This window comes from Oenococcus kitaharae DSM 17330 (assembly GCF_000241055.1).
GTDB classification, from domain to species: Bacteria; Bacillota; Bacilli; order Lactobacillales; family Lactobacillaceae; genus Oenococcus; species Oenococcus kitaharae.
In genome coordinates this window covers 1,065,436-1,089,377 of sequence record NZ_CM001398.1, presented here as the reverse complement: position 1 = coordinate 1,089,377, position 23,942 = coordinate 1,065,436, and the positions used below count along the sequence as shown (strand labels likewise).

Annotated in this window: 20 protein-coding genes, 2 tRNA genes and 2 rRNA genes; 5 read left to right on the top strand and 19 right to left on the bottom strand. The window is 44.7% G+C overall.

Annotated elements, in window-relative coordinates:
• Positions 1 to 82 precede the first annotated feature (82 nt).
• Both OKIT_RS05445 and OKIT_RS09815 read right to left on the bottom strand, forming a co-directional pair.
• A complete protein-coding gene (locus OKIT_RS05445) occupies positions 83 to 1,264 on the bottom strand; it encodes a serine hydrolase domain-containing protein (protein WP_007745994.1) in 1,182 nt (393 codons plus the stop codon).
• Positions 1,265 to 1,336: 72 nt separating this feature from the next.
• A complete protein-coding gene (locus tag OKIT_RS09815; RefSeq protein ID WP_277868710.1) occupies positions 1,337 to 1,471 on the bottom strand; it encodes a hypothetical protein in 135 nt (44 codons plus the stop codon).
• A gap of 89 nt (positions 1,472 to 1,560) precedes the next feature.
• Here OKIT_RS09815 and OKIT_RS05440 point away from each other — a divergent pair, with 89 nt between their 5' ends.
• Genes OKIT_RS05440 through cysE form a run of 3 tightly spaced genes read left to right on the top strand, consistent with a single transcriptional unit; the run spans position 1,561 to position 4,182 of the window.
• The gene (locus OKIT_RS05440; protein WP_007745989.1) at positions 1,561 to 2,472 is read left to right on the top strand and encodes a PLP-dependent cysteine synthase family protein; all 912 of its coding nucleotides are present in this window, start codon (positions 1,561 to 1,563) and stop codon (positions 2,470 to 2,472) included.
• A 25-nt stretch (positions 2,473 to 2,497) separates the two neighbouring features.
• Positions 2,498 to 3,637, top strand: coding sequence for a trans-sulfuration enzyme family protein (locus tag OKIT_RS05435; RefSeq protein WP_007745987.1), 1,140 nt, complete (start codon positions 2,498 to 2,500; stop codon positions 3,635 to 3,637).
• Positions 3,638 to 3,669: 32 nt separating this feature from the next.
• Positions 3,670 to 4,182 (top strand): serine O-acetyltransferase, encoded by a 513-nt coding sequence (gene cysE, locus OKIT_RS05430; RefSeq protein ID WP_036593866.1) that lies wholly within the window; start codon positions 3,670 to 3,672, stop codon positions 4,180 to 4,182.
• A gap of 12 nt (positions 4,183 to 4,194) precedes the next feature.
• Here cysE and OKIT_RS09645 read toward each other — a convergent pair whose 3' ends face one another.
• The gene (locus OKIT_RS09645; protein ID WP_148126082.1) at positions 4,195 to 4,374 is read right to left on the bottom strand and encodes a hypothetical protein; all 180 of its coding nucleotides are present in this window, start codon (positions 4,372 to 4,374) and stop codon (positions 4,195 to 4,197) included.
• Positions 4,375 to 4,617: 243 nt separating this feature from the next.
• Between OKIT_RS09645 and pnuC the strand changes: the two genes are divergently transcribed.
• Positions 4,618 to 5,352: a nicotinamide riboside transporter PnuC gene (gene pnuC, locus OKIT_RS05425; RefSeq protein WP_007745982.1), complete on the top strand. Its 735-nt coding sequence runs from the start codon at positions 4,618 to 4,620 to the stop codon at positions 5,350 to 5,352.
• Between the two features lie 114 nt (positions 5,353 to 5,466).
• On the opposite strand, the gene OKIT_RS05420 is transcribed toward pnuC, so the two are convergent.
• Positions 5,467 to 5,550: transfer RNA gene (locus tag OKIT_RS05420), tRNA-Leu, on the bottom strand.
• Between the two features lie 184 nt (positions 5,551 to 5,734).
• Here OKIT_RS05420 and hpf point away from each other — a divergent pair.
• On the top strand, positions 5,735 to 6,307 hold the full coding sequence (gene hpf / locus OKIT_RS05415; RefSeq protein WP_007745980.1) for a ribosome hibernation-promoting factor, HPF/YfiA family: 573 nt from the start codon (positions 5,735 to 5,737) through the stop codon (positions 6,305 to 6,307).
• Between the two features lie 36 nt (positions 6,308 to 6,343).
• On the opposite strand, the gene OKIT_RS05410 is transcribed toward hpf, so the two are convergent.
• From OKIT_RS05410 to OKIT_RS05340, 15 genes are all read right to left on the bottom strand, one after another.
• A complete protein-coding gene (locus OKIT_RS05410; RefSeq protein WP_007745978.1) occupies positions 6,344 to 6,826 on the bottom strand; it encodes a SprT family protein in 483 nt (160 codons plus the stop codon).
• 2 nt (positions 6,827 to 6,828) lie between these two features.
• The gene (locus OKIT_RS05405) at positions 6,829 to 7,272 is read right to left on the bottom strand and encodes a hypothetical protein (RefSeq protein ID WP_007745977.1); all 444 of its coding nucleotides are present in this window, start codon (positions 7,270 to 7,272) and stop codon (positions 6,829 to 6,831) included.
• A gap of 1 nt (position 7,273) precedes the next feature.
• Entirely contained in the window at positions 7,274 to 9,940 is a 2,667-nt protein-coding gene (locus OKIT_RS05400) for a cation-translocating P-type ATPase (RefSeq protein ID WP_007745976.1), read from the bottom strand.
• A gap of 198 nt (positions 9,941 to 10,138) precedes the next feature.
• Positions 10,139 to 11,005 carry a YitT family protein gene (locus tag OKIT_RS05395; RefSeq protein WP_007745975.1) on the bottom strand — a complete coding sequence of 289 codons (867 nt, stop codon included), beginning with the start codon at positions 11,003 to 11,005 and terminating at the stop codon, positions 10,139 to 10,141.
• Positions 11,006 to 11,025: 20 nt separating this feature from the next.
• Positions 11,026 to 11,835 carry a bifunctional hydroxymethylpyrimidine kinase/phosphomethylpyrimidine kinase gene (gene thiD / locus OKIT_RS05390; protein ID WP_007745974.1) on the bottom strand — a complete coding sequence of 270 codons (810 nt, stop codon included), beginning with the start codon at positions 11,833 to 11,835 and terminating at the stop codon, positions 11,026 to 11,028.
• Positions 11,836 to 11,877: 42 nt separating this feature from the next.
• Positions 11,878 to 12,372: a phosphatidylglycerophosphatase A family protein gene (locus OKIT_RS05385; RefSeq protein ID WP_007745973.1), complete on the bottom strand. Its 495-nt coding sequence runs from the start codon at positions 12,370 to 12,372 to the stop codon at positions 11,878 to 11,880.
• Between the two features lie 7 nt (positions 12,373 to 12,379).
• Positions 12,380 to 13,537, bottom strand: coding sequence for a glycerate kinase family protein (locus OKIT_RS05380; RefSeq protein ID WP_007745972.1), 1,158 nt, complete (start codon positions 13,535 to 13,537; stop codon positions 12,380 to 12,382).
• A 30-nt stretch (positions 13,538 to 13,567) separates the two neighbouring features.
• Positions 13,568 to 14,869: a GntP family permease gene (locus OKIT_RS05375; RefSeq protein WP_007745970.1), complete on the bottom strand. Its 1,302-nt coding sequence runs from the start codon at positions 14,867 to 14,869 to the stop codon at positions 13,568 to 13,570.
• A 131-nt stretch (positions 14,870 to 15,000) separates the two neighbouring features.
• Positions 15,001 to 17,637: a pyruvate, phosphate dikinase gene (gene ppdK / locus OKIT_RS05370; protein WP_007745968.1), complete on the bottom strand. Its 2,637-nt coding sequence runs from the start codon at positions 17,635 to 17,637 to the stop codon at positions 15,001 to 15,003.
• A gap of 132 nt (positions 17,638 to 17,769) precedes the next feature.
• Complete coding sequence (locus OKIT_RS05365) at positions 17,770 to 18,393, bottom strand: helix-turn-helix transcriptional regulator (protein ID WP_028291766.1); 624 nt, start codon at positions 18,391 to 18,393, stop codon at positions 17,770 to 17,772.
• A gap of 130 nt (positions 18,394 to 18,523) precedes the next feature.
• A complete protein-coding gene (locus OKIT_RS05360; RefSeq protein WP_007745965.1) occupies positions 18,524 to 19,477 on the bottom strand; it encodes a KpsF/GutQ family sugar-phosphate isomerase in 954 nt (317 codons plus the stop codon).
• Entirely contained in the window at positions 19,464 to 20,315 is an 852-nt protein-coding gene (gene kdsA, locus OKIT_RS05355; protein ID WP_007745963.1) for a 3-deoxy-8-phosphooctulonate synthase, read from the bottom strand. The genes OKIT_RS05360 and kdsA overlap by 14 nt, the downstream gene beginning before the upstream one ends.
• Positions 20,316 to 20,507: 192 nt before the next feature.
• Positions 20,508 to 20,624, bottom strand: a 5S ribosomal RNA gene (rrf, locus tag OKIT_RS05350).
• A gap of 73 nt (positions 20,625 to 20,697) precedes the next feature.
• Positions 20,698 to 23,585, bottom strand: a 23S ribosomal RNA gene (locus tag OKIT_RS05345).
• A gap of 212 nt (positions 23,586 to 23,797) precedes the next feature.
• Positions 23,798 to 23,870: transfer RNA gene (locus OKIT_RS05340), tRNA-Ala, on the bottom strand.
• Positions 23,871 to 23,942: the final 72 nt, after the last annotated feature.

Sequence of the window (23,942 nt, the reverse complement as noted above, 5' to 3'; positions counted from 1 at the left end):
GACATGGAAAAGTATAGCTCATATGTAAGCGCTGTCAATAATGTGCACTTTGTAACAGAAAAATTTTTGAAAAGGCTAAAATTCAGCGTTTCAAACGATAAATAGATTCAGTCGATAAGTTGTTGAAAACTTGTTGGTTAATTACCTTTGCGCGCTGCCAATTGCCTTGATTAATAAAGAAAATAGCGAGTTTTTGTGCGTCTGGCGAAATATCAACCAGCAAATAAAAACCATTGTCAGCACCATGCGCATAAAAATGGCCAGAAGCACCATAATACAGTCCGGCACGATACTTCACAAAACGATTCGGCAGCAGCGAGGCTGTTGTTTCAGGCGATAACAGTTTGGATTGCAGAATCGCATCCAATATTTTGTAGTAATCAAAAACATTGGCATACATATCGCCCGCCCCAAGATCACTGGACAACAACAAGTCGCGCGACCGCTGCCAGCCGGCCTGTCCTTGGCTGCTGATACCGGCCGGTTTTACCAAAGCTGTATTAGCAGGCAACCGATTCCAGAAAAAAGTATGTTGCAGATGCAAAGGACGAATCAAATCTTCAATCACATTCTGAGAATATGTTTGCTGTGTCCGCTGTGCAATAATGCCAGCCAGCAGAATATAATTGGCATCCGTATAATGCCAGTAGAATCGTCCTGTCGAGACAAGGTGGCTCAGGCAAAACGCAATCTGCTGATTTTCATCAGTCAAAAGGGCGTTTGGACGCATTTCCCCCATCCAAATACCAGATTTGTGTTCCAAAAGCATCTCAATCGTGATCTGACTAGAAAAAGGAACCGAGGGATAAAAATCGCTTAGCCTGTCTTTAAGATTGAGCCTGCCTTGGTCTATCAGACGGCCAACAATCAAAGCTGTTACAGCTTTTTGCAAAGAAGCAATTGGGAACAGGCCGTCTAAACTATTCGGTGTCTTAGCAAGATTATCAGCCTGGCCAAAAGCCATTGACTGCAGGCCCGACCGCCCATGATTGCTCACCAATAATTCTCCTTGCATATGCTGTGATTGAACCAATTGTTGAATCGCAGCCAGCTGTTCTTCGTAAAGCCCGCTGCTCCCCTTGACGGTCATTTGGCTAAACGAATTTCGCGGCTGGCTGGCAAAAACGGTTCTGGCAGCCTTTCCGGTCATGACATAGCAAGATGCAAAAGAAAGCAGCAGGCTAAAAAATACAGACGTTAATTCAGATGAGGAAACATGCATCATTGAACGCTGAGACCTAGTTGTTTTCGGATTAACAAACACATTGAGTATCTTAACAAAACTTTTTGACGGCAGTGAACCCTATTGACAAGCCCTCAGCGTTCCGATAAGATGTCAAGTGAAATTAACCAGCATGTTATTATCTAACAAAACAACTTTATCCATGGTCAGCTGCTGCTGCGGATCGCGTCTTGAGCGATTCGTTGTTTCTTGTTGTCCTGAAAATTGTTGTTTATAACTTTTAGCCAATAAAATAATCAAAGAATCAGTTATCAAGACGCAAATTCCGAAAAAGAATCTGCGTCTTTTATTTTGAAGAAATTTAGTAGGAGCTAAAAATGCTAGTAGATAATGTGTACCAATTAATCGGCCGGACACCACTTTTAAAGATCAATATCCAGGTGCCGAAACACAGCCGAATTTACGCCAAATTAGAAATGTTCAATCCCGGCGGCAGCGTCAAAGACCGTTTAGGCATGGCCCTCATCCAGCGCGGCAGAGCAATTGGTGCTATCAAAGAAAACACAACGATTATTGAACCCACGGCCGGAAATACAGGCATCGGCGTCGCTTTAGCCGCTCAGCAGTACCAGCTGCCGGTTAAATTAGTCGTGCCGGAAAAATTCAGTTTTGAAAAACAGGTACTGATGCGGGCCTTAGGCGCCCAAGTCATTAATACACCCGCAGAACAAGGGATTACGGGCGCCATAAAAAAAGCTCAGGCCTTACATGAGGAAATTTCCAATTCTTATGTGCCACTGCAGTTTCAGAACCCAGCCAATCCAGACGTTTATTACCGGACTTTGGGGCCGGAAATTATTCAAGACCTGGGTAATCAGCAAATTGATGCCTTTGTCGCCGGATCTGGCAGTGGCGGCACTTTTGTCGGTACAACACGGGCACTGCAGGAAAAATATCCGGCCATGAAAGCTGTCACAGTCGAACCCGAAGGCTCGATTTTAAACGGCGGACCCGAGCATCCCCACCGCATCGAAGGCATTGGCGTTGAATTTGTTCCGCCTTTTTTCAAACAGATCCATGTTGACCAAGTCAAGACAATTTCTGACGATACAGCCTTTCAATATGTCGATTGGCTGGCAAAAAACATGGGCCTGTTTGCCGGCAGTTCTAGCGGAGCAGCCTTGGCAGCCAGTCTGCAGTTAGCCGAAGACTTACCGGAAAAATCAACGATCGTGACTGTTTTTCCGGATTCAAGCGAGCGTTACCTCAGCAAACACATTTACGATTAAATGCTTATTTTTAGGAGAATGACTTATGAACTTTAATACAGAACTTATCCATGGCGGCAGCAGCGAAGATCCCCAGACAGGTGCCGTTTCAATCCCAATCTATCGTGCTTCGACTTTTCACCAACACGCGCTAAGTGCTGGCCCTAAATGGGAATATGGCCGCAGCGGCAATCCAACACGCGCTGCACTTGAATCATTGGCCGCACAAATCGAAGGCGGCACAGCTGCTTTTGCCTTTGCCTCCGGGTCAGCCGCTATCCATACGGTTTTCTCACTCTTTTCGGCCGGTGACCATATCATTGTCGGAAATGATGTTTATGGCGGCACTTTTCGCTTGATCAATCAGTTTTTAAAACGCTTTGGACTGCTTTTCACAGTTGTTGACACGCGTGACTTGACTGCTGTTACTGATGCAATCCAGCCCAATACCAAGGCGATTTATTTAGAAACACCGACTAATCCCCTGTTAAATATCAGTGATATCAAGGCTCTTGCCCAAATCGCCAAAGCTCATGGCCTGAGAACGATTGTCGACAACACCTTTGCCACGCCTTATAATCAACAGCCTCTGGCATTAGGTGCGGATATTGTCGTCCATAGTGCCACGAAATATCTGGGCGGCCACAGCGATTTGATCGCCGGATTAGCGATCACTAATGATGATCAAATCGCCAAGCAGCTGGCCTTTTTGCAGAATTCCATCGGTGCTGTTCTGAGTCCTGACGACAGCTGGCTATTGCAGCGCGGCATTAAAACTTTAGGCGTCCGCATGCGGGCACATGAAGAAAATGCTCGGACGATATTCACTTACCTAAAAAGCAATGCAAAAGTAGCTAAAGTCTATTATCCCGGCGATCCAGATTCAGCCGGCTATGACATTGCTAAAAAACAAATGACTGGTTTTGGCGCCATGATTTCTTTTGAACTTAACAAAAGCCTCGACACTCAAAAATTTGTCGAGAGCTTAAAAATTATCGATCTGGCTGAAAGCCTTGGTGGTATCGAAAGCCTGATCGAGGTACCAGCTGTCATGACTCACGCAGCCATCCCCCGTGAAATCCGCATTCAAAACGGCATTCAAGACGAACTGATTCGTTTATCAGTCGGCTTAGAAGATATTGATGATCTGCTGAATGATTTAAAAGGAGCTTTTGACCAAATTTGAGCCACCTGAAAAATATAATTGAAGCGGCTGGCATGATCCAAAAGCGTGATCCGGCCGCACACAGTATCTGGGAAGTACTTTTAACTTATCCTGGTTTTCATGCGCTGGCCTATCACCAGCTGGCCAATTTCCTCTATCGCCGCCGGCATTATTTGCTGGCAGTGATCATCGCACATTGGGGCAAACGTGCCACAGGCGTGGACATTCATCCAGGCGCCTCAATTGGCAAATTTTTGTTTATCGATCATGGAAATGGGGTCGTGATAGGTGAAACGACGATCATCGGCAACCAAGTAACCATTTTGCATAACGTCACACTAGGATCACGCAAGGCCACAGACGGACGACGCCATCCAAAAATCGAGGACGGCGTTTTCATCGGTGCCGGTGCACAAATTCTCGGTCCAGTCGTAATTGGCCAAAGAGCTAAAGTAGGCGCTGGCACAGTTGTCTTAAATGATGTGCCGGATGGTGCGACAGTTGTCGGCAATCCGGGACGGATTATCAATAAAAAAGCAGATATTAAAACCGTTTCTCTAAAATAGAAAAACGGTTTTTTAAACTTCTGGACAACAAAAAACGATATTATCAACAGTCGTGATTAATTCAGCATCACCCGAACGCTTCTCGCTGTATACCTGCCAATAGCTGTTGGTCCCAGGAATCAAACCTGGCGGCTCATACTGTTGGTAAGCTGATAATATCGCTGATCGGGTCACTGGAGATCCAATTCGCACGTGCATCAAACTTGCTGGTAAATCTAATTACCGTTTTATGATCTCGCTGTACCCTGATTAGATCATAACACCTTTTCTCGATAAAAGGAAGCGTTTTCACGAAATCCTGTTTTCTTGGAGAAAAAAATTGTTGTTATTCTCGCAGATACATGATAATCTATTGCTGAAATAAAGTATTTTTTATTTTTAATACTCATCCAAAGTACAAGTGCTTTATTTTAACTGCGAAAAGAGGTCGCGACTATGTCCACAGAATCCAAAGGAATCTTCAATTGGCTCTACATTCAGCTCTTTGCAAACTGGAAAAAGTTTGAAGTTATTTATATCAGTTGTCTTATTTTATTGCAATTTGTCGTCTATGCAATTGCACCTGATTCAATCATCGGCATGATTTCAGGTGTTGCTGGTGTGCTCTGTTTGATCTACGGCATGAAAGGCCGCAAAATCAATTTTATTTTCGGCCTGATTCAGTGTCTGGCGATGACTTACGTGGCTTGGATCAGCCACGCATACGGGTCATTTGCCATGGATATCGTGTATGTCGTCTCACAGCCGATCGGCTGGTTCATGTGGGGTCATGATGAAGCAACGCATTCATTTTCTAAGAATGTGAGAAACGGCGTCTTCCTCGGTGCTTTTGTTGCCTGGGCAATCGGCTGGTGGGTCTTGTCACTGCTACACGGCCAACTTCCCTATCTGGACAGTATTAACTTTGTCGTCAGCATTATTGCTCAGACCTTGTATATTTTAAAATACAAGGAAAACTGGTCTCTTTGGATCGTGGTCAATTTTGCCAACATCATCTATTGGTCGATTCTCTCCATCCAAGTTGCCACGGGTGCCAGCAGTATCGGCAATCTCGGTGCAAACCTTTCACAAGTTGCCCTGCAGGCCGCGCTGCTATTTAACAGCGTCTATGCTATTAAAGTCTGGGGTAGCGGCGAAGCCGACAACGAAGGCGGTACGGAAAAAGCGTAAAAATAAAAACCAAGTCTGCCACTATTCATTACGGTATCGACTTGGTTTTTATTTTGTGCTTAAAATGTGATGTCCTGTGCCTTTAATCGTCTAACCAGGATTAAAAGGCTCACATGCGGGCGATGAGAGTCGAACTCATACGGTATTTCTACCACAGGATCCTTAATCCTGCGCGTCTGCCAATTCCGCCACGTCCGCGAACAAAAATATTATACCTGAAAAAGACACGAACTGCTTGGAAAAGACGAATTTAAAGAAAATTCTCTTGAAATCCCGCCAAAGTTAAGCTAAAAACTGTTTCAGAAAACGTTTCCAATTAATTTTCGTCCAAAAAGACAAATTGAGTGTTAGACTAGTTTAAAATTTAGGTAGGAGGAAAATTATGATTGATTATCAAATTCGTGGTGAGAATATTAGCACAACAGAAGCAATTGAGAACTATATCAAGATGCGTTTGGAAAAACTGAATAACTACATTGATGCCAACAATAATCCGATTGCGCACGTCAATCTGCGTAAATACAACGAAAAGACTTTTAAAGTCGAAGTTACCATGCCGCTGCCTTTCTTGACCCTGCGTGCCGAGGAGACACAAAGTGATTTTTATAGTGCTGTCGACTTAGTTTCTGCCAAACTGCTGCGTCAAATTCGTAAGTTCAAAACGAGAGTCAATCGTAAATCTCGAGAAAAAGGTTTCAAGGGCATCGACTTCAATGAGCAGGTAGATCCTTTGGTTCCTGAAGAAGCTGAGGATAAGAAGCTGGAAGTTATCCGCCGCAAGACTTTGTCGCTGAAGCCGATGGATCTTGAAGAAGCAGCCCTCCAGATGGAAATGCTGGATCACGACTTCTTCCTCTTCTTAAATGCCGATACAAATCAGCTTGATATCATCTATAAAAGAGATGACGGCAAGTATGGTTTGATTGAGACAGAAAACGTTGAAAGCTCCAAGTAATATAGATACAAAAAACCAGCCTTTTGGAGCTGGTTTTTATTTAGCATGATATTCGGAAACTAGCATGAGGCGGCTGCCGTCAATTCCGCAACGCATACGTCTGATATCGACTTTACGGCTGCGCTTGAATTCATGATGCTGTGTGCCCTGGCAGCGATACAAATAGGCTGATTTATGTACAGACACCAAGGGCGAGTATTTTGGCGCCGCGACTTTGACTAATAAACGCTGAAAATCACGGTCATTTTCATGATGCAGGCCCTTCTGGAGATAAATCATGTAATGTGCCAGTTCATGTTTAATGATGCCGGGAAGCTGTTCATTAGATAATTTTGGATTAACTTCCATGTAAATCTCTGCTTCTAAAATACGCGATCCGCGCCTTGGAAACACGACTCGGCCGCCCGTCGAGCGCAATCGGGAATTGAAACGTACTTGATGCTGAAATGGCATTTTAAAATATGTAAGCGAAAGGCGCTCTGCGAGCGCCTGCAAGTCTATCTGATTGATTTCTGTCAAAATTAACGCCTAAGTCCTGGAGCCGTCAAAATGCGAGTCATTGTGTGATTGATCTGAGTCATAAAATGTTCTTGATCTTCTTCCGATTTCGAAAATTTGGCCATATCCACCTGCTTTTCGCCTGGGTCCAAGGATTCAGCCATCTCTTGTGTTGAAAGAACATAATCATGAAAATGACCAACTAGATTGGTTTTCATGCCTAACAGCTGTACTGGAACCTGCAGATCTTTTAAAACGAGAGCCTCTTTTTCATAGGCTTCACTCGCATCATAAAAATCAGCCGCAATTTCTTTAAAATCAGCATCAGGCATTTCAGCCAATTTATGATCGTCCAAAGCGGCTTTCAATTTAATATAAGACGGATTAACTTTTTCGTTAATCTGATCGACCCGGTTTAAAAACTCTTGTAACTGATAAGCAAATTGTTGTGTTTTAACTGGTTTCATATTATATCTTCTTAAAAAACTTTCGCTGGCATAATTTGACAATTTCCACGACCACGATGATCGAGAAGGAGGCGGCCAGAACAATCGACCATTGGTGCAAATTCAGATCGGATACATGGAAAATACCATTCAGGCCTGGAACCAAAACCACAATCGCCATTGATAACAAGCTGATCAAGATGGCGCCATTGAAATATTTGTTCTTAAATGGGCCAACCCTTAAAATCGACTGATAAACTGACTTAACGTTAAAGGCATTGACTAGCTGCATCAGACCCAACGTCATAAATGACATGGTCAAAGCATCGCGGTGAATCAACATCTGGCTTCCCGGATGATCAGGAAAAGCAACGGCCAAAGCATAAACACTCAGCACGGTTAGGGATTGAATGATTCCTTGCCAGACAATCGCCGGCCCGACACCATCTGATAAGAAACTAGATGATTTACCGCGTGGCGGGCGCTGCATAATGCCAGGTTCAGTCGGTTCCAAACCCAAAGCAATCGCCGGAAATGTGTCCGTTACCAAATTAATCCACAGAATCATGACAGGCACGAACAAATTCCAGCCCATAATCGTCATAACAAACAGGGTCATAACCTCTGCCAAATTAGATGATAACAAATACTGGAGTGCTTTTTGAATATTCGCAAATACAGTACGGCCCTCTTTAACAGCATTAACGATAGTGGCGAAATTATCATCCGCCAAGACCATATCGGAAGCACCTTTGGAAACTTCGGTTCCCGTAATACCCATGGCAACACCGATATCAGCCGTTTTCAAAGCCGGTGCATCATTGACACCATCCCCGGTCATCGCAACGATCTTATCGCGTTTTTGCCATGCATGGACGATTCTAACCTTGTGTTCCGGTGCAACACGCGCATAGACACTGTACTGTGTCACGCGGTCATTGAAATCCTCATCAGATATTTTATCCAGTTCGGCACCCGTAATAACAGCCTGCGGTCCCTGCTCTTTAGTTAAAATGCCCAAACGAATTGCAATCGCAGCCGCCGTATCACGATGGTCACCCGTAATCATGATTGGCCGGATTCCTGCCTGTCGTGCTTCTTTAACAGCTTGTGCGACTTCCGGACGTTCCGGATCAATCATGGCTACAAACCCTGCAAAGACGAGGTTCTGCTCAACAAGTTTGCTGGTCATTTTACCCGGCACTTCATCGCTATTTTGAAAGGCGAATGCCAGAACACGTAGTGCCTGCTGAGCCAATTCATGGTTAATTTCCAGCAGCTGCTGGCGATTCTCTTCAGTCAGAGGCTGAATTTTACCCTTAATCTCAATTTGAGATGTCCGTCGCAGCAATTCATCCGGCGCACCTTTCACGGTAATCAGATACTTGCCGTGATGATTATTAACAGTCGTCATGAGCTTGCGTTCCGAATCAAACGGAATCTCTGCCACACGGCCCATTCTGTCAAAAAGACTATCCAGATCCTGGTTTTGTTTCTCATTAAAGGTAATCAAAGCCGTCTCGGTTGGATCGCCAATCAGGCCCTCTTCTGTACGCTTCGTATCGTTATTCAAAGCCATCACAACAGCTAGACGTTCGGCTGTTGCATCCCCTTCGATGCTTCGCTCAGCATCATAGACTTGATTGTCTACGACATACTTTTCGACGGTCATCTTGTTTTGAGTCAAGGTACCAGTCTTATCAGATCCGATTATCTGCGTGGAGCCCAGTGTCTCAACAGCTGCCAAACGACGCATCAAAGCATTTTTCTTGGCCAAACGTCCCGTACCCAAAGCCAGCGTAATCGTCACAATCGCCGGCAGGCCTTCTGGAATAGCTGCGACAGCAATACTGATCGCCGTTAACAGCATATTGATGAAGTTCTCGGCACCTTTTAACATGCCGATGACAAACACAATCAGCGAAATCACAAGAATCAGGTAAGTCAGCGTTTTTCCCAACTGCTTCAAATTCATTTGTAAAGGCGTTGCCGTCTCTTCGGTCTGCTCCAGCATATTAGCAATGTGGCCGACCTCAGTCTGCATTCCTGTTGCGACCACGATACCAGTCGCACGGCCGTAAGTCGCATTTGTGTTCATAAAGGCCATATTGTGCCGGTCGCCAAGACCCGGATTCTTAGCCCGCAAGACACCTGCGCTTTTCTCAACTGCAACTGATTCACCAGTTAGGGCGGCTTCTTCAATCTTGAGCGAGCTGACATCTATCAGTCGCAGATCGGCCGGGATAATATCACCAGCTTCCAAAAGCACAATATCTCCGACCACCAGATCAGTTGCCGGCACAGAAAGCACTTTGCCATCACGCAAGACATTGGCATTGGGAGTCGACATTTGTTTTAAAGCTTCAATCGCATCTTCTGCTTTGGATTCCTGAAAAACGCCGAAAATCGCATTCAGGACAACAACCAGCAAAATAAAGATCGCATCAACAACCTCACCGGTCAGCGCTGCAACAACAGCCGCAACAGCCAGAATAGCAATCATAAAATCTTTGAACTGGTTAATGAATTTCTGCAGCAGCGTTGTCCGCTTTGCTTCATTTAACGCATTATGGCCGTATTTAGCCAAGAGATCAGCCGCAGCCGCAGCCGTCAAACCTTGATCTTTATCAGATGATAAAAGCTTGATAACATCTTTAGCGGACTGATCATAAAATTTATTTTCAGACAAAATAAAAGACTCCTCTAATTATTATTAAAATGAGTCTCACTGATTAAGGGTCGCCAGAGTTATTCGCTCGTGCAACTTGGTTTTCCCGCAGATCAAATGAAACATACGACCGCCGTTACTCCCTCATTTAATAACTTAATTATACAGAAGAAAAAAATAAAGCGTTTAAACCACTATTAATAGTTCTGGCAACATGAATCAGACCTGTTTTTCATAAAAATTGCCAAAAGTATGATCTACTTTCCACATGGATGCAAAAGCCTTCGGATCGGCCTGTTTGATGGCCAAATGAAGTTCGTAACGCTCCTCTAATGTGATAACTGTGAAAATGACGTGCTTGGAATCGTGCAGATAGCCGCCTTGAGCATCGTCGACCACTGTAATGCCACGCCGCAAGCGAGATTGAATCGCTTCGATCATTTTGTCTTTGTTGTTGGTCACGATCATGACCTGCATCTGCTGCTGCTGTGTATAAACAATCGTGGTAATCCAGGCAGAAATGACGATACCGATAATGGAATAAAAAGCATGACTCCAGCCGTGCTGAAAACCAGATCCCAGCATGACAAAGGAATTAAAGGCGACATTAATCGGGAACACTTTAATATTCCAAAAACGTTTGCTGATAATTTCCAGCACATCCAAGCCGCCGGTGGCGACACCGTTTTTTAAAGCAAATCCCGTGGCGAAACCATTGATGGCTCCGCCAAAAACAGCGCACATCAAAGGATCTGAAATCAAAGGTTTTGCCGGCGGTATGATAATCGCAATAAAGATTGAAGAACAGGCAATTGCCGAAATTTCAAAAAACGCTAAACGACGACTAATCAAAATAATCGCCAGAAACACCATCGGCAGATTAATCAGTAAAATAATCAGCGGCAGATAACTGCTTGCGAAAAAAAAGCCAACCAGCTGGCCAAGGCCATTAAAGCCGCCGGAATAAATGTTCCCTGGTTTCCAGAAAAAATTCATCGCAACAGCAACGAGGACACCATACAGAATCGCAGCACCGCCGCGGGCTGCGATCGCATGTTTTGATAAGTAGTTTCTCAGCTGATCCATCGAATTAAATTATAAACCAGTTACTTAATCGCCCAGTGATTTATCGGCCCAAATTGATGGCCAACAGCGATTTGATTGCTGATCGCCTCATAGGTAACCCTTTTGGCAATCGCGATCGCATCTCTCACAGATTTATTTTTCGCAATTTCTGCTGTGATAATCGCCGAAAAGGTGTCGCCAGTCCCATTGATATGTGTGGTGTCGACATATTTTTCAGATAGTAGATAATGGCTGCCATCAGCTAAAAGGACATAATCAGAAACAGTCTCCTGATCGCCTTGATAGACATGCGATCCCTTTATAACAACGTCTTTAACACCAAGTTTTTGAATTTGAGCAGCCGCTTTAGCAACGTCTGCCTGGTCGTGAAACTCAAAATCAACAATGACTTGGGCTTCTGAATAATTCGGCGTCGCTACCAACGCTAAGGGAAGCAATTTTTCCCTTAATGTATTAATCGCAGCGTCTTCGAGAAGCTTTGCACCGTGCTTAGTCGTGATTACCGGATCGACAATCAAAGGACCGAAATGATAACGCTGATAATTTTCCACGATATTTTTAATCAAGCTGCTATCTGAGAGCATGCCTGTTTTAGCAGCTTTAATCTGAAAATCTTCAGCTAAAGCCTTGAATTCAGCATCAATAAAATCAAGAGGAAAACTATGGCTGGCATGGATACCATAAGAATTTCCTGCTACAGCCGCAATTAAAACCGAACTGCCATAGACATGCCGAGAAAAAAAGGCATGCAGATCTGCCTGCACACCTGCTGATCCATCGGAATCCGAGCCGGCAATCGTCAAAGCTTGTGGGAATGAATTAGTAATCATTAATATCTCCTCGTGGGTGTGGTAAACAAAGCAAATACTTATTTAGAAATGATTTCCGCCGGTTAGCTCCAAATAGCTCATGGCACAAGCTGCAACAAGTGCAGCCAGAATATCGTCAATATAGACATTGACGGAATCAGTTTTATCATTCAAAACACCGATCAGGCCGGGTTTTTCATTATCCAGCCAGCCATAATGGACTGTTGCAGCGGCACCAAATTGACCAGCCAATCCAATCGCTAAAATCTCATCGACATTATGCCCATTGGCATCCCGTGCCAGACGTGCCTTGAGTGGATTTTCATCGGACATCGTTTCAGCAGACTCATCCATAAATAAAGCTGTTAAAATAATATCATTAACTTCATCGCGCTTTAAAACCATCGACAGAGCTTCTTCCAGCCGTTTGCCATCGGCAGCAAAATGATAGTGGGTTTGCAAAAATTCAGTCGTCAGCGTTGTGATGTCAGATAATGCGACACTTCTTTTTGATAACTCTTTGATACTTGCCTGGGCTAATTTTGAATAAGAAATCATACTTAGATCATAATCCTTTTGGAGGCATCGTTGTTTCGGCTATCAAGCGGCCGATGTTTTCAGCTGCCCGAGATAAGTTGCTGGCCGCCTTCTCAATTGCCTCCGGCAAAGTTTGAACACCTGGCAGAATGCTGAAAACGGCATCAATACCGAGCTTATATAATGGATCAATTCCTTCACCAACATGGCCAGCTAAAGCAAGAACTGTCGCCTGTGGTGAAACAGCTTTTGCAGCTTGAGCAACGCCGATTGGCGTCTTGCCGTATTGCGTTTGAAAATCAATTGAGCCTTCACCTGTAATGATGAAGTCCGCGTTTTCAACACATTTTTTAAAATCAGTTGTGTCAACAACAATTTCAATGCCTTTAGCCATGACGGCATTCGTAAAAGCCAACAATCCAGCCCCTAAGCCGCCAGCTGCTCCAGCTCCGGGATAATCAGCCAGCTTCTTTCCTAAATCATGCTGGATAATTGCTGCGTAATGACGCAAATTTTCGTCCAAAAGATGTACCATCTGCGGATTTGCGCCCTTTTGCGGACCAAAAACAAATGCTGACCCATTCGGGCCGACCAAAGGATTGGTCACGTCTGAGGCAATGCGAATATGCGTATCGGATACCAAAGAGTCAATCTGGCTAACATCGATATGATCCAGGTCACCCAGGCCGCCTCCACCAAGATGAATTTCTTGATTCTGTTTATTTAAAAAACGAACACCTAGAGCCGCTGCCATTCCTTGGCCGCCATCTGTCGTCGCACTGCCTCCGATACCGATAATGAGTTCACGAGCACCGCGATGCATGGCATCCAGCATGAGCTGGCCAGTTCCATAGCTGCTGGCCGCCAAAGGGTCAGTTTGATTTTCTCGAATAAATTGGATACCGCTGGCTGCAGACATTTCAATCACGGCCGTTTTACCATGTTCAATCAAGCCGTACCGAGCTGAAACAGTTTCTCCAAAAGGATTTAGAACATCGACATTTTGAAAGGTGCCTCCTTTTGCATCAACTAAAGACTGCACAGTTCCTTCACCACCGTCAGCCATCGGAATCAACTCATAGTCGGCTTGGGGCAATGCCTGAAGTAGGCCAGCATGAATGGATTCTGCTGCTTGTTTGGCTGTTAAACTGCCTTTAAAAGAATCCGGTGCAATCACAATTTTCATATGTTATCTCCTGTTTTACCAATTGAATTTTTATAGAAACCCGTAGAGCAGGCTGCCAACTACCGTCATGGTCAATCCGACTAGAGCCTCGTATGGTACTGAATGCATACGCTCTTTAAGATCCATATTCATCGCGTTGGCCGTGACATGAAAATAGTTGCCCTGCGGCAAATGATCAATGACTGTTGCGCCCGTGTGGACCATGACAGCAGCCGCTAGCGGGGATGTCCCGAAAGCAAGGATCGTTTTGCCAAATGAACCGGTCGCTAAGATAACGCCCGTCGAAGTTGACGCAGTGGCCGCAGCCATGAGAATCCCGGAAATCGGTGCTAAGAAAGTACCAGAAATTCCTAATGAACGAATCAGTGAAACAATCATAACCGGTAGGCTAGAGCTGGTAATCAGTCCGCCAATCGCACCGGCACCAATTAAAATTAAAACGACATCTGTCATACGTGCTAACCCAGCTTTAGTAAACATCAATATTTTTTTGCTCATTCCCATAGCTACCATGCCAACGACAGCGGCTAAAGGCAGAATGTACATCGCATCAACTTGGAATTTTTCCAAAAAAGTAATATGCAGAATGCTCGCAATGGGGTCAATCAGCAGCAATACCACAGCTAAAGCCGGCGCCACAATCGCTGAAGCAAATGAAGGTTCTTCATGAGCAGTGTTTTGATCTGCTGAATTGTTCTCTAAATCTGATAGTGAAGCGATTTTGCCACGATGCCGAAGTACAGTAGCTAAAAATACCGCCATAGCCAAGCCAGACAGAGCCGGGATAAAATCAGCAACCATCAATTGACTCAATCCAATATTAAATCCATGAGCAGCTGCAATCGTATTCGGATTAGGCGAGATAATGTTTCCAGCTTTGCCGCCGCCGGATAAAGCAACCAAAAGTGCCAGCTTAGAAATATGCATCCGGCTACCAGCTTCAATTGCAATTGGTGCAACAATCAAAACTGCCACTGGAATAAAAACACCCACAGCAGTAATAATCATCGTGGCTAAAGCTAAGGAAAAAATGGCTAAATTCGCACCGAACTTAGCAACAATCGTTCTCGCAATCGTATTGGCAGCACCCGACTCCATCATGACACCCGCCAAGACACCAGCTGCTAGGACACGCACTACGGTTCCCATTACGCTTTGAGTACCGGAAACAACAATGGCTAATGTCTGTGATAAGCTGGCACCGCCAACGATGGCACCCACCACCGTTCCTAATAATAACGAATATACTGGATTGAGTTTTTTTAAAATCAGGACAATGGCCAAAGCCAGCCCAATCAACGCACCAATCCAATTTACCGAAGCCACTGTCATATGAAGTTCCTCCCAAATAACCGAAAATGATACTGCTTTCAATTATAAATAAAAATACCTATAAGTTCTTTTTTTCACAAATAAATTTCAAAAAAATAGGTACACTAATCAGTACCTAAATTTCGTTTCATTTAGACTAAATCTATTTCCTGTACCCTATTACGAATGTGTGCTTGGGCAGCAGCCATACGAGCTACCGGCACACGATAAGGCGAGCATGAAACATAGCTGACACCAATCTTTTCAAAGAAATCAATCGAGGCCGCATCCCCGCCAACTTCGCCACAGACGCCGATATCTAAATTCGGTTTAGTCCGACGGCCTTTATCGATGGCGATTTTCATTAATTGGCCAACACCTTGTGTGTCGACTGTTTGGAAGGGATCTGCCGGAAGTATGCCTTTTTTTAAATAATCAGGCATAAATGAGGCAACGTCATCACGTGAGAAAGCCAGTGCCAGTTGAGTCAAATCATTGGTGCCAAAACTGAAGAAATCTGATACCTCTGCAATTTCGTCAGCAACCACACAGGCGCGTGGTGTCTCGATCATCGTCCCGACAGTATAAGCCATCGACAATTTATGTTTCACCATTGTTTCCTCAATTTTGTTAACCACTAAGCGGCGTACCCAACCCATCTCAGCTTTAGAATTCGTCAACGGAATCATGATATGCGGCGTCACTTCAATCCCCTGGTCATGCAAACGCAGGACAGCGTTCATAATCGCCTGGACCTGCATTTCGTAAATATCTGGGAAAGTCACGGCTAAGCGATCGCCTCGATGCCCCAGCATCGGATTGGACTCCTTTAATGATTCAATGCGGGCGCGCAGTTTCTCGACGGAAAGACCAGTTTGCTGAGAAACAGCCGCAATTTCTTTTTCGTCATGCGGCAAAAATTCATGCAAAGGCGGATCCAGTAATCTGATTGTGACTTCTTTTCCGGCCGCCAATCGGTAAATTTCGTAAAAATCGCCTTGCTGCATAGCTAGAAGTTTTAATAAAGGATCTTGGCGGTCAATTTTGTTCTCCGCTAAAATCAAGCGGCGCATCTGCAGCAGGCGTTCGGACTTGAAAAACATATGCTCCGTACGAGTCAATCCAATGCCATCAGCACCAAAATCAAGTGCTTTTTGGAAATCTTTTGGTGTATCTGCATTCGTATAAACACCCATTCGAGCTGTCTGTTTGGCCCAATCGAGAAGCTGAGATAATTCACCTCGGATCACAGCATCGCGGCTTTTAATCTGTCCAAGATATAAGTTACCACTGCTGCCGTCGACCGAAATCCAATCACCTTCATGAATCATTTGGCCTTTGACGCTAGCTGTCTTGCTATCATAATCAACCTCTAAGTCGTGTGCCCCGACAACGCCTGTCGAAGCCATGCCGCGTGCAACAACTGCTGCATGTGAGGTCATGCCACCGCGAGATGTCACAATTGCCTGGCTGGCTATCATTCCCTCAATATCCTCCGGTGATGTATCCGAGCGTACCAAAACGACTTTAATACCCTGATCACTGGCTTTTTTTGCATCTGCAGAGGTGAAATAGACCTGTCCAGTAGCTGCACCAGGTGAAGCTGGCAAACCGCTTGCGAGTACTTGGTGTTTTTTTAGATCCTCCGGGTCAAACTCCGGATGCAGCATCTTGGCAATTGATTCGGCCTCAACGCTTAAAATGGCGTCCTCTTTTGTCAATAAGCCTTCCTGAGCCATATCAACAGCAATTCTAACCGCGGCTGTCGGCGTACGTTTCCCGCTTCGCGTCTGGAGCAGATACATTTTGCCTTGTTCAATCGTAAATTCCATATCCTGCATATCTCGGTAATGTGCCTCGATTTTTTTAGCCGTATCCAGGAGCTGTGCATATAAAACCGGCATCGATACCTGTAGTACACTCACAGGCTGTGGCGTTCGAATGCCTGCAACAACATCCTCGCCCTGCGCATTGATTAAATATTCACCAAATAAACCAGCCTCCCCAGTCGATGGGTTACGCGTAAAGGCGACACCCGTTCCGGAATCCTGCCCAAAATTGCCAAAAACCATTTCCTGGATATTGACTGCTGTCCCTAACGCCTCTGAAATATGGTTCTCTTGACGATAAATTTGGGCACGATGGTTGTTCCAGGAATCAAAAACTGCATTAACCGCTGCCAAAAGCTGTTCTTTGGGATCTTGAGGGAATTCCCCTTGGTCGGAATCAGCATAGATTTCCTTAAAACGACTCACGATTTCTTTAAGATCATCAATGGTCAGATCCAAATCGGAATCATAGTTCTTAGCTTTCTTGATATCTGTCAGAATTTGATCGAAAGCTGTTTCCGGCAGACCAAAAACTACGTTGCCAAACATGGCAAGCAAACGACGATAGCTATCGTAGGCAAATCTTTCATTGCCAGTTAATCGAGCCAGTATGCTAACGCTCTCGTCATTGAGGCCAATATTCAAAATCGTGTCCATCATGCCGGGCATGGAAATGGCAGCACCAGATCGAACTGACACGAGCAGCGGGTCTTTGGCTGCACCAAATTTTTTGCCCGTAACTGTGCTCAGGCTGTCTAAAGCTTGGTCTAATTCCTGCAACAGTTCAGCACTGAGATTATGCCGCAGCTGATACTCATGGCAAGCTTCAGTCGTAATCGTAAAGCCGTGTGGTACAGGAAGTCCCATCCGTGTCATTTCAGCGAGATTTGCACCTTTTCCACCCAACAGATTAGACATTTGGCTGCTGCCTTCTGAAAAGTTATATATTTGTTTGGTCATATATGCACCCTTTCGGAACAAATAATACGTCTTATTTGTTCGATATATAATTTATAATATATTCAATCAAATTGCAAGCGCTTACAAAGATATTTAAAATAAAACCGCACTTTTATGCGGTATTTTTGCTAATTAGGAATTTTCCAGCGCCGATTCAATAAAATGCTGAAAAATACGGTTTTTTGTAATCTTGCCAATCACGTGCCTTGGTGCTTGTTTGTCCACCACAGGCAACGAATCAACTTGGTGGCGCAACAGCAGACGCCCAGCTTCAAGAATCGACATATCTGCCGTGGCGGTAATCAAATTAGGCATCCTTGTCATAACCATACTTGCCGTCATAGATTGAACATGACTATTATTTAGGCTGGCACGCAGCAAATCTTTACGGGAAATCAGGCCAACTAGGTTTTCCTGGTCATCCAGAACATAAAGCGATCCGACATCATTTAAAAATAGCTGGCCAACAGCGTCCTGCAAAGTATCATCAGCCTTGATCTCGGTCGTCGGCAATAAAATCGCTGCAATTGTTTCGTCATACAGATGCTCATAATCAAGATTTATCAATTGACCACCCTGATAGGTATATCCAACCTTGGGCCGCGCTGTCAACAAATTGATACCTGTCAAAAAACGTAAGTCCGGGCGGATTGTCGGTAGGCTAAGTTTCAAATCTTCAGCGATTTTTTCGCCAGTTAATGGGCTGCGTTCTTTTAGCATCCTCACAATTTCTCGTTGCCGCAACGTTAAATCCATGCTTAAACCCCACCGATCCAATTATTTTAATGCTACTATACCAAAAACCAGATTCATCCATACACATTAGTTATAGCATGAGCCCACTTTTAATCGCGCAAACCTCTTCAAAGATATGGCTGTTTTTAATTTATAGAACATCATGAACCGTCGCGACACCGACCACATTTTCATCATCATCGACAACAACTAAGTTGGAAATACCATAATTCGCCATTAACTGCCAGGCAGCTTTATTACGCTTATCCTGATTAATGCTTATAAAACCTTTCGTCATATAGTCAGAAGCCACGGACTTTTTAACCGAATTAATGGAAAGAAATTTTTTTCGAATGTCGCCATCAGTCACAATACCAATCGCCTTCCCAGTGATTTTGTCCTTAACCAAAGTCATCCCGATACCAAAATCACTAATTTGATAAATAACTTCATTGATCGGCGTATCTTCATCAACATATGGTACTTTGCTATGCATTGCCTGCTTTACCCGCTGCAATAATAAGCGGCCAATCGTGCCACCCGGATGGTATAACGCAAATTTATTGCGGGTAAAATCCTGGCGATTTTCCAAAGCCACCAGTAAAGCGTCACCAAAGACCAATGTAGCTGTAGTCGAAGATGTTGGTGCAAGTCCCGTCGTATCAGCCTCTTTAGCAACGCCAACATCAAAAGAAAGGTCTGTATTGGTTGCTAAAGTCGACTTCAAATTGCCAGTCAGAGAAACAGTCTTTAAGCCTTCCGGAAAGATTAATTGCAAAGAAAACAAAGTCTGAAGCACTTCTTGTGTTTCTCCGCTATTGGAAACGAAAATCAATAAATCATCAGACGAAATTCGCCCCAAATCACCATGATAAGCTGTGCCTGCGTCCACCGTAAAACTATGAATAGAGACAGATGATAGAGATGCTGAAATTTTCTCAGCAATGATTTGGGACTTGCCAATTCCAACGAAAACGATGCGGCCACTGGTTCGACCAACTAAATTAACTAATTGATCAAATTTTTCGTCCAAACGATCAGCTACTTTTGCCAATTCCTCAGATTCCTGGGAAAACACCTCTCGCGCAATCTCATAATAAGCCATTAGCAGCCATCTCCTCGGCATCCTTGCGATGTTCTTGAAAAATATGATTGGCATTTTCTAAAATGGGTGTGATCTTACTCAAGTAAATTTGATTATCAGCATCAGAAATAGCTTCGGGCGGGTTTGGATGCACTTCTGCAAAAATACCAGCCACACCAATTTCTAAGGCTGCCCGCATCAAGGGAAACGCATAATCTCTGTTGCCACCTGAATGGCCGCCATACCCACCAGGAACCTGAACGGAATGCGTCGCATCAAAAATAATAGGAAATCCAGCTTTTCTCATTTCGATTAATCCAGTCATATCAACAATGAGACGATGATAACCAAAACTACTGCCACGTTCTGTCAATAGAATCTTGGACGTGTAATCTGTAATTTTCCGTGTAGCTGGGATCAAATCCTCAGGCGCCATGAACTGGCCCTTCTTGATATTGACCACTTTACCAGTTTTCGCAGCTGCAACTAACAAGTCGGTCTGTCTACTAAGGAAAGCAGGAATCTGAAGAACATCAGCAACTTGGCTAACAGGCTCGCATTGATACGACTCGTGAACATCAGTCACAATTGGAACATGATAATCATGCTTGATCCGACTTAAAATAGCTAAGCCTCTTTCCAATCCTTGACCTCGGTCCGATTCTACAGAACTACGATTTGCTTTATCAAAAGATGATTTAAAAACATAGTTAATATGTAATCGTTCGCACACTTCTTTAAGTGTATCTGCCACTTCGGCACAAGTTTCATAGGACTCAATCGCACAAGGCCCAGCCAATAGTGTTAATTGAGAATCCTTAAAAGCGAATTCTTTAAAAATATTAGAAATTTTCTCCATTGCAGCGCCTCCTCGGGCGGACAAAATTGCAAAAAAATTTAGTTCATTTTAAAGCAATAAAACCCATGCACAGCAATAACTATACAAAAGATAGATTAAATGAAAATTTCTCCTCTTTTGTCAGCCTTGCTGACAAGGAGGCGGGAAAAAAGGCAAAAGCAGACACAAAAAAACACCCTCTCGGGTGCTTTGGCATCGCATCGACCTAATCTTGCAACAGGCGTTCCTGTAACTACTTTGGGCCCTGGCAAGCTTAACGACTGTGTTCGGAATGGGAACAGGTGTGGCCTTGCCGGAATCAACACGACACTCAGTACTTGCGCACTGATAACCGAATAGTAATTTATCTCTGTTAAAAAAGCAATTGAACCAAACCACTTACTTGGTTAAGTCCTCGACCTATTAGTACTAGTCCGCTCCGCACATCGCTGCACTTCCACTTCTAGCCTATCTACCTGATCGTCTCTCAGGGGTCTTACTTCAAAGAATGGGAAATCTCATCTCGAGGTTAGTTTCTCACTTAGATGCTTTCAGCGATTATCTAATCCATACGTAGCTACCCAGCAGTGCTCTTGGCAGAACAACTGGTACACCAGAGGTATGTCCATCCCGGTCCTCTCGTACTAAGGACAGATCCTCTCAAATTTCCTGCGCCCACGACGGATAGGGACCGAACTGTCTCACGACGTTCTGAACCCAGCTCGCGTACCGCTTTAATGGGCGAACAGCCCAACCCTTGGGACCGACTACAGCCCCAGGATGCGATGAGCCGACATCGAGGTGCCAAACCTCCCCGTCGATGTGGACTCTTGGGGGAGATGAGCCTGTTATCCCCGGGGTAGCTTTTGTCCGTTGAGCGATGGCCCTTCCATACGGAACCACCGGATCACTAAGTCCTACTTTCGTACCTGCTCGACTTGTCAGTCTCACAGTCAAGCTTGCTTATGCCTTTACACGCTACGAATGATTTCCAACCATTCTGAGCAAACCTTTGAGCGCCTCCGTTATCTTTTAGGAGGCGACCGCCCCAGTCAAACTGCCTGCCAGACACTGTCTTCGATCAGGATAACTGATCAGAGTTAGAACGTTCATACAACAAGGGTAGTATCTCAAGGGTGACTCAATCGAAACTAGCGTTCCGACGTCAAAGTCTCCTACCTATCCTGCACATGCAGCACAAACATTCAATATCAAGCTACAGTAAAGCTCCACGGGGTCTTTCCGTCCTGTCGCGGGTACCCAGCATCTTCACTGGAATTTAAATTTCACCGAGTCTATTGTTGAGACAGCGCCCAAATCATTACACCTTTCATGCGGGTCGGAACTTACCCGACAAGGAATTTCGCTACCTTAGGACCGTTATAGTTACGGCCGCCGTTCACTGGGGCTTCAATTCAGACCTTCGCCGAAGCTAAGTCCTCCTTTTAACCTTCCAGCACTGGGCAGGTGTCAGCCCCTATACTTCATCTTACGATTTTGCAGAAACCTGTGTTTTTGATAAACAGTTGTTTGGGCCTATTCGCTGCGGCTGATATAAAATCAGCAGTCCTTCTTCCGAAGTTACGGACTCATTTTGCAGAGTTCCTTAACAATAGTTCACTCGCTCACCTTAGTGTTCTCCACTCGAGTACCTGTGTCGGTTTGCGGTACGGGCAATATTTTCTTCCTACGAAACTTTTTTCAGCAGCGTGAACTCACACAATTTCCAAGTAAACTTGGTACCTTCACAGCTTATCCTCAGTACAAAAGCATTTGACTCTCATACAGACTAACTGCTTAAAACCACAATCCAATCGTGGCCTGTGTTATCCTTCTGCGTCCTTCCTTCGGCAATTCAATATTGGTACAGGAATATCAACCTGTTGGCCATCGACTACGCTTTTCAGCCTCGCCTTAGGTCCCGACTAACCCCCCGCGGACGAGCCTTCCGGGGGAAACCTTACTCATTCGGTGGATAGGATTCTCACCTATCTTTCGCTACTCATACCGGAATTCTCACTAGTTAACGCTCCACATGTCCTCACGATCATGCTTCATCGCCTTAACTACGCTATCCTACCATGCTTACGCATCCACAGTTTCGGTAATATGCTTAGCCCCGGTACATTATCCGCGCAAGAGCACTCGACTAGTGAGCTATTACGCACTCTTTAAAGGGTGGCTGCTTCTGAGCCAACCTCCTAGTTGTCTATGCACCTTCACAACGTTTTCCACTTAGCATATATTTAGGGACCTTAACTGGTGATCTGGGCTGTTCCCCTTTTGACGATGGATCTTATCACTCACCGTCTGACTCCTGCACATACTTATCTGGCATTCGGAGTTTATCTGATTTTGGTAACCCTTGAAGGGCCCCTAGACCAAATAGTGCTCTACCTCCAGTAAGCTCATTGCAAGGCTACACCTAAATGTATTTCGGATAGAACCAGCTATCTCCGAGTTCGATTGGAATTTCACCGCTATCCACAGTTCATCGAAGGGTTTTTTAACACCCACTCGTTCGGTCCTCCAGTAGGTATTACCCCACCTTCAACCTGACCATGGATAGGTCACTCGGTTTCGGGTCTACAACTACGTACTGATTCGCCCTATTCAGACTCGCTTTCGCTACGGCTCCGGTCTTTGCACCTTAACCTTGCACGCAATCGTAMCTCTCCGGTTCATTCTACAAAMAGMACGCTCTCAGCCATTAACGGCCTCGAACTTCTTGTAAGCACACGGTTTCAAGAACTATTTCACTCCCCTTCCGGGGTTCTTTTCACCTTTCCCTCACGGTACTTGTCCACTATCGGTCACTAGTTAGTATTTAGCCTTGGGAGATGGTCCTCCCAGATTCCGACCCAATTTCACGTGCTGGGCCGTACTCAGGATCCTGATTAGAGAGCTACAGATTTCGCCTACAGGACTATCACCTGCTATGGTGCAGTTTCCCAACTGCTTCGGCTATCTGCAGCCTTTGTAACTCAACATCAGTCCTACAACCCCTGGATGCAAGCATCCAGGTTTGGGCTCTTCCGCGTTCGCTCGCCGCTACTGACGGAATCGAAATTTCTTTATTTTCCTGCTGCTAATGAGATGTTTCAGTTCACAGCGTTTTGCTTCAAATAACCTATGAATTCAGTTAAATGATGATCATTAAGACCAGGTTGCCCCATTCGGAAATCCTCGGGTAAGCTTACTTACAGCTAACCGAGGCATATCGTAGTTAGTCACGTCCTTCATCGCCTTCTAGTGCCAAGGTATCCACCATGCGCCCTTATTAACTTAACCTGGAATCTTTCGATTCGCGATTAACCAATAAAAATTATGAGATCTGTCTCCAGATTTTATTAGCGGTCATTTTAAAAATGACATTTTTATCGAAGTGAATTTCTCGGTTCAATTTACCTCGTGTCGATGTCGATAGACACGAGGATTTTAATTAACAAGAAATTAAATTACTATTCAGTTATCAATGTACAATTGACGGCTAAAGCCGCCAATGGAGAATATCGGGTTCGAACCGATGACCCCCTGCTTGCAAAGCAGGTGCTCTCCCAGCTGAGCTAATTCCCCAGTTGCTTAGTTTCAGGGCGGCGCTCTGAAAACCGAACAGAACTCAAACAAATAAATCTGATATCTAAATCA

Bases quoted from the DNA above. Each gene is read 5' to 3' on its own strand.
- OKIT_RS05440 (WP_007745989.1), top strand. From the start codon at position 1,561: ATGCTAGTAGATAATGTGTACCAATTAATCGGCCGGACACCACTTTTA.
- OKIT_RS05435 (WP_007745987.1), top strand. From the start codon at position 2,498: ATGAACTTTAATACAGAACTTATCCATGGCGGCAGCAGCGAAGATCCC.
- cysE (WP_036593866.1), top strand. From the start codon at position 3,670: ATGATCCAAAAGCGTGATCCGGCCGCACACAGTATCTGGGAAGTACTT.
- pnuC (WP_007745982.1), top strand. From the start codon at position 4,618: ATGTCCACAGAATCCAAAGGAATCTTCAATTGGCTCTACATTCAGCTC.
- hpf (WP_007745980.1), top strand. From the start codon at position 5,735: ATGATTGATTATCAAATTCGTGGTGAGAATATTAGCACAACAGAAGCA.
- OKIT_RS05405 (WP_007745977.1), bottom strand. From the start codon at position 7,272: ATGAAACCAGTTAAAACACAACAATTTGCTTATCAGTTACAAGAGTTT.
- OKIT_RS05395 (WP_007745975.1), bottom strand. From the start codon at position 11,005: ATGGATCAGCTGAGAAACTACTTATCAAAACATGCGATCGCAGCCCGC.
- thiD (WP_007745974.1), bottom strand. From the start codon at position 11,835: ATGATTACTAATTCATTCCCACAAGCTTTGACGATTGCCGGCTCGGAT.
- OKIT_RS05385 (WP_007745973.1), bottom strand. From the start codon at position 12,372: ATGATTTCTTATTCAAAATTAGCCCAGGCAAGTATCAAAGAGTTATCA.
- OKIT_RS05380 (WP_007745972.1), bottom strand. From the start codon at position 13,537: ATGAAAATTGTGATTGCACCGGATTCTTTTAAAGGCAGTTTAACAGCC.
- OKIT_RS05375 (WP_007745970.1), bottom strand. From the start codon at position 14,869: ATGACAGTGGCTTCGGTAAATTGGATTGGTGCGTTGATTGGGCTGGCT.
- ppdK (WP_007745968.1), bottom strand. From the start codon at position 17,637: ATGACCAAACAAATATATAACTTTTCAGAAGGCAGCAGCCAAATGTCT.
- OKIT_RS05365 (WP_028291766.1), bottom strand. From the start codon at position 18,393: ATGGATTTAACGTTGCGGCAACGAGAAATTGTGAGGATGCTAAAAGAA.
- OKIT_RS05360 (WP_007745965.1), bottom strand. From the start codon at position 19,477: ATGGCTTATTATGAGATTGCGCGAGAGGTGTTTTCCCAGGAATCTGAG.
- kdsA (WP_007745963.1), bottom strand. From the start codon at position 20,315: ATGGAGAAAATTTCTAATATTTTTAAAGAATTCGCTTTTAAGGATTCT.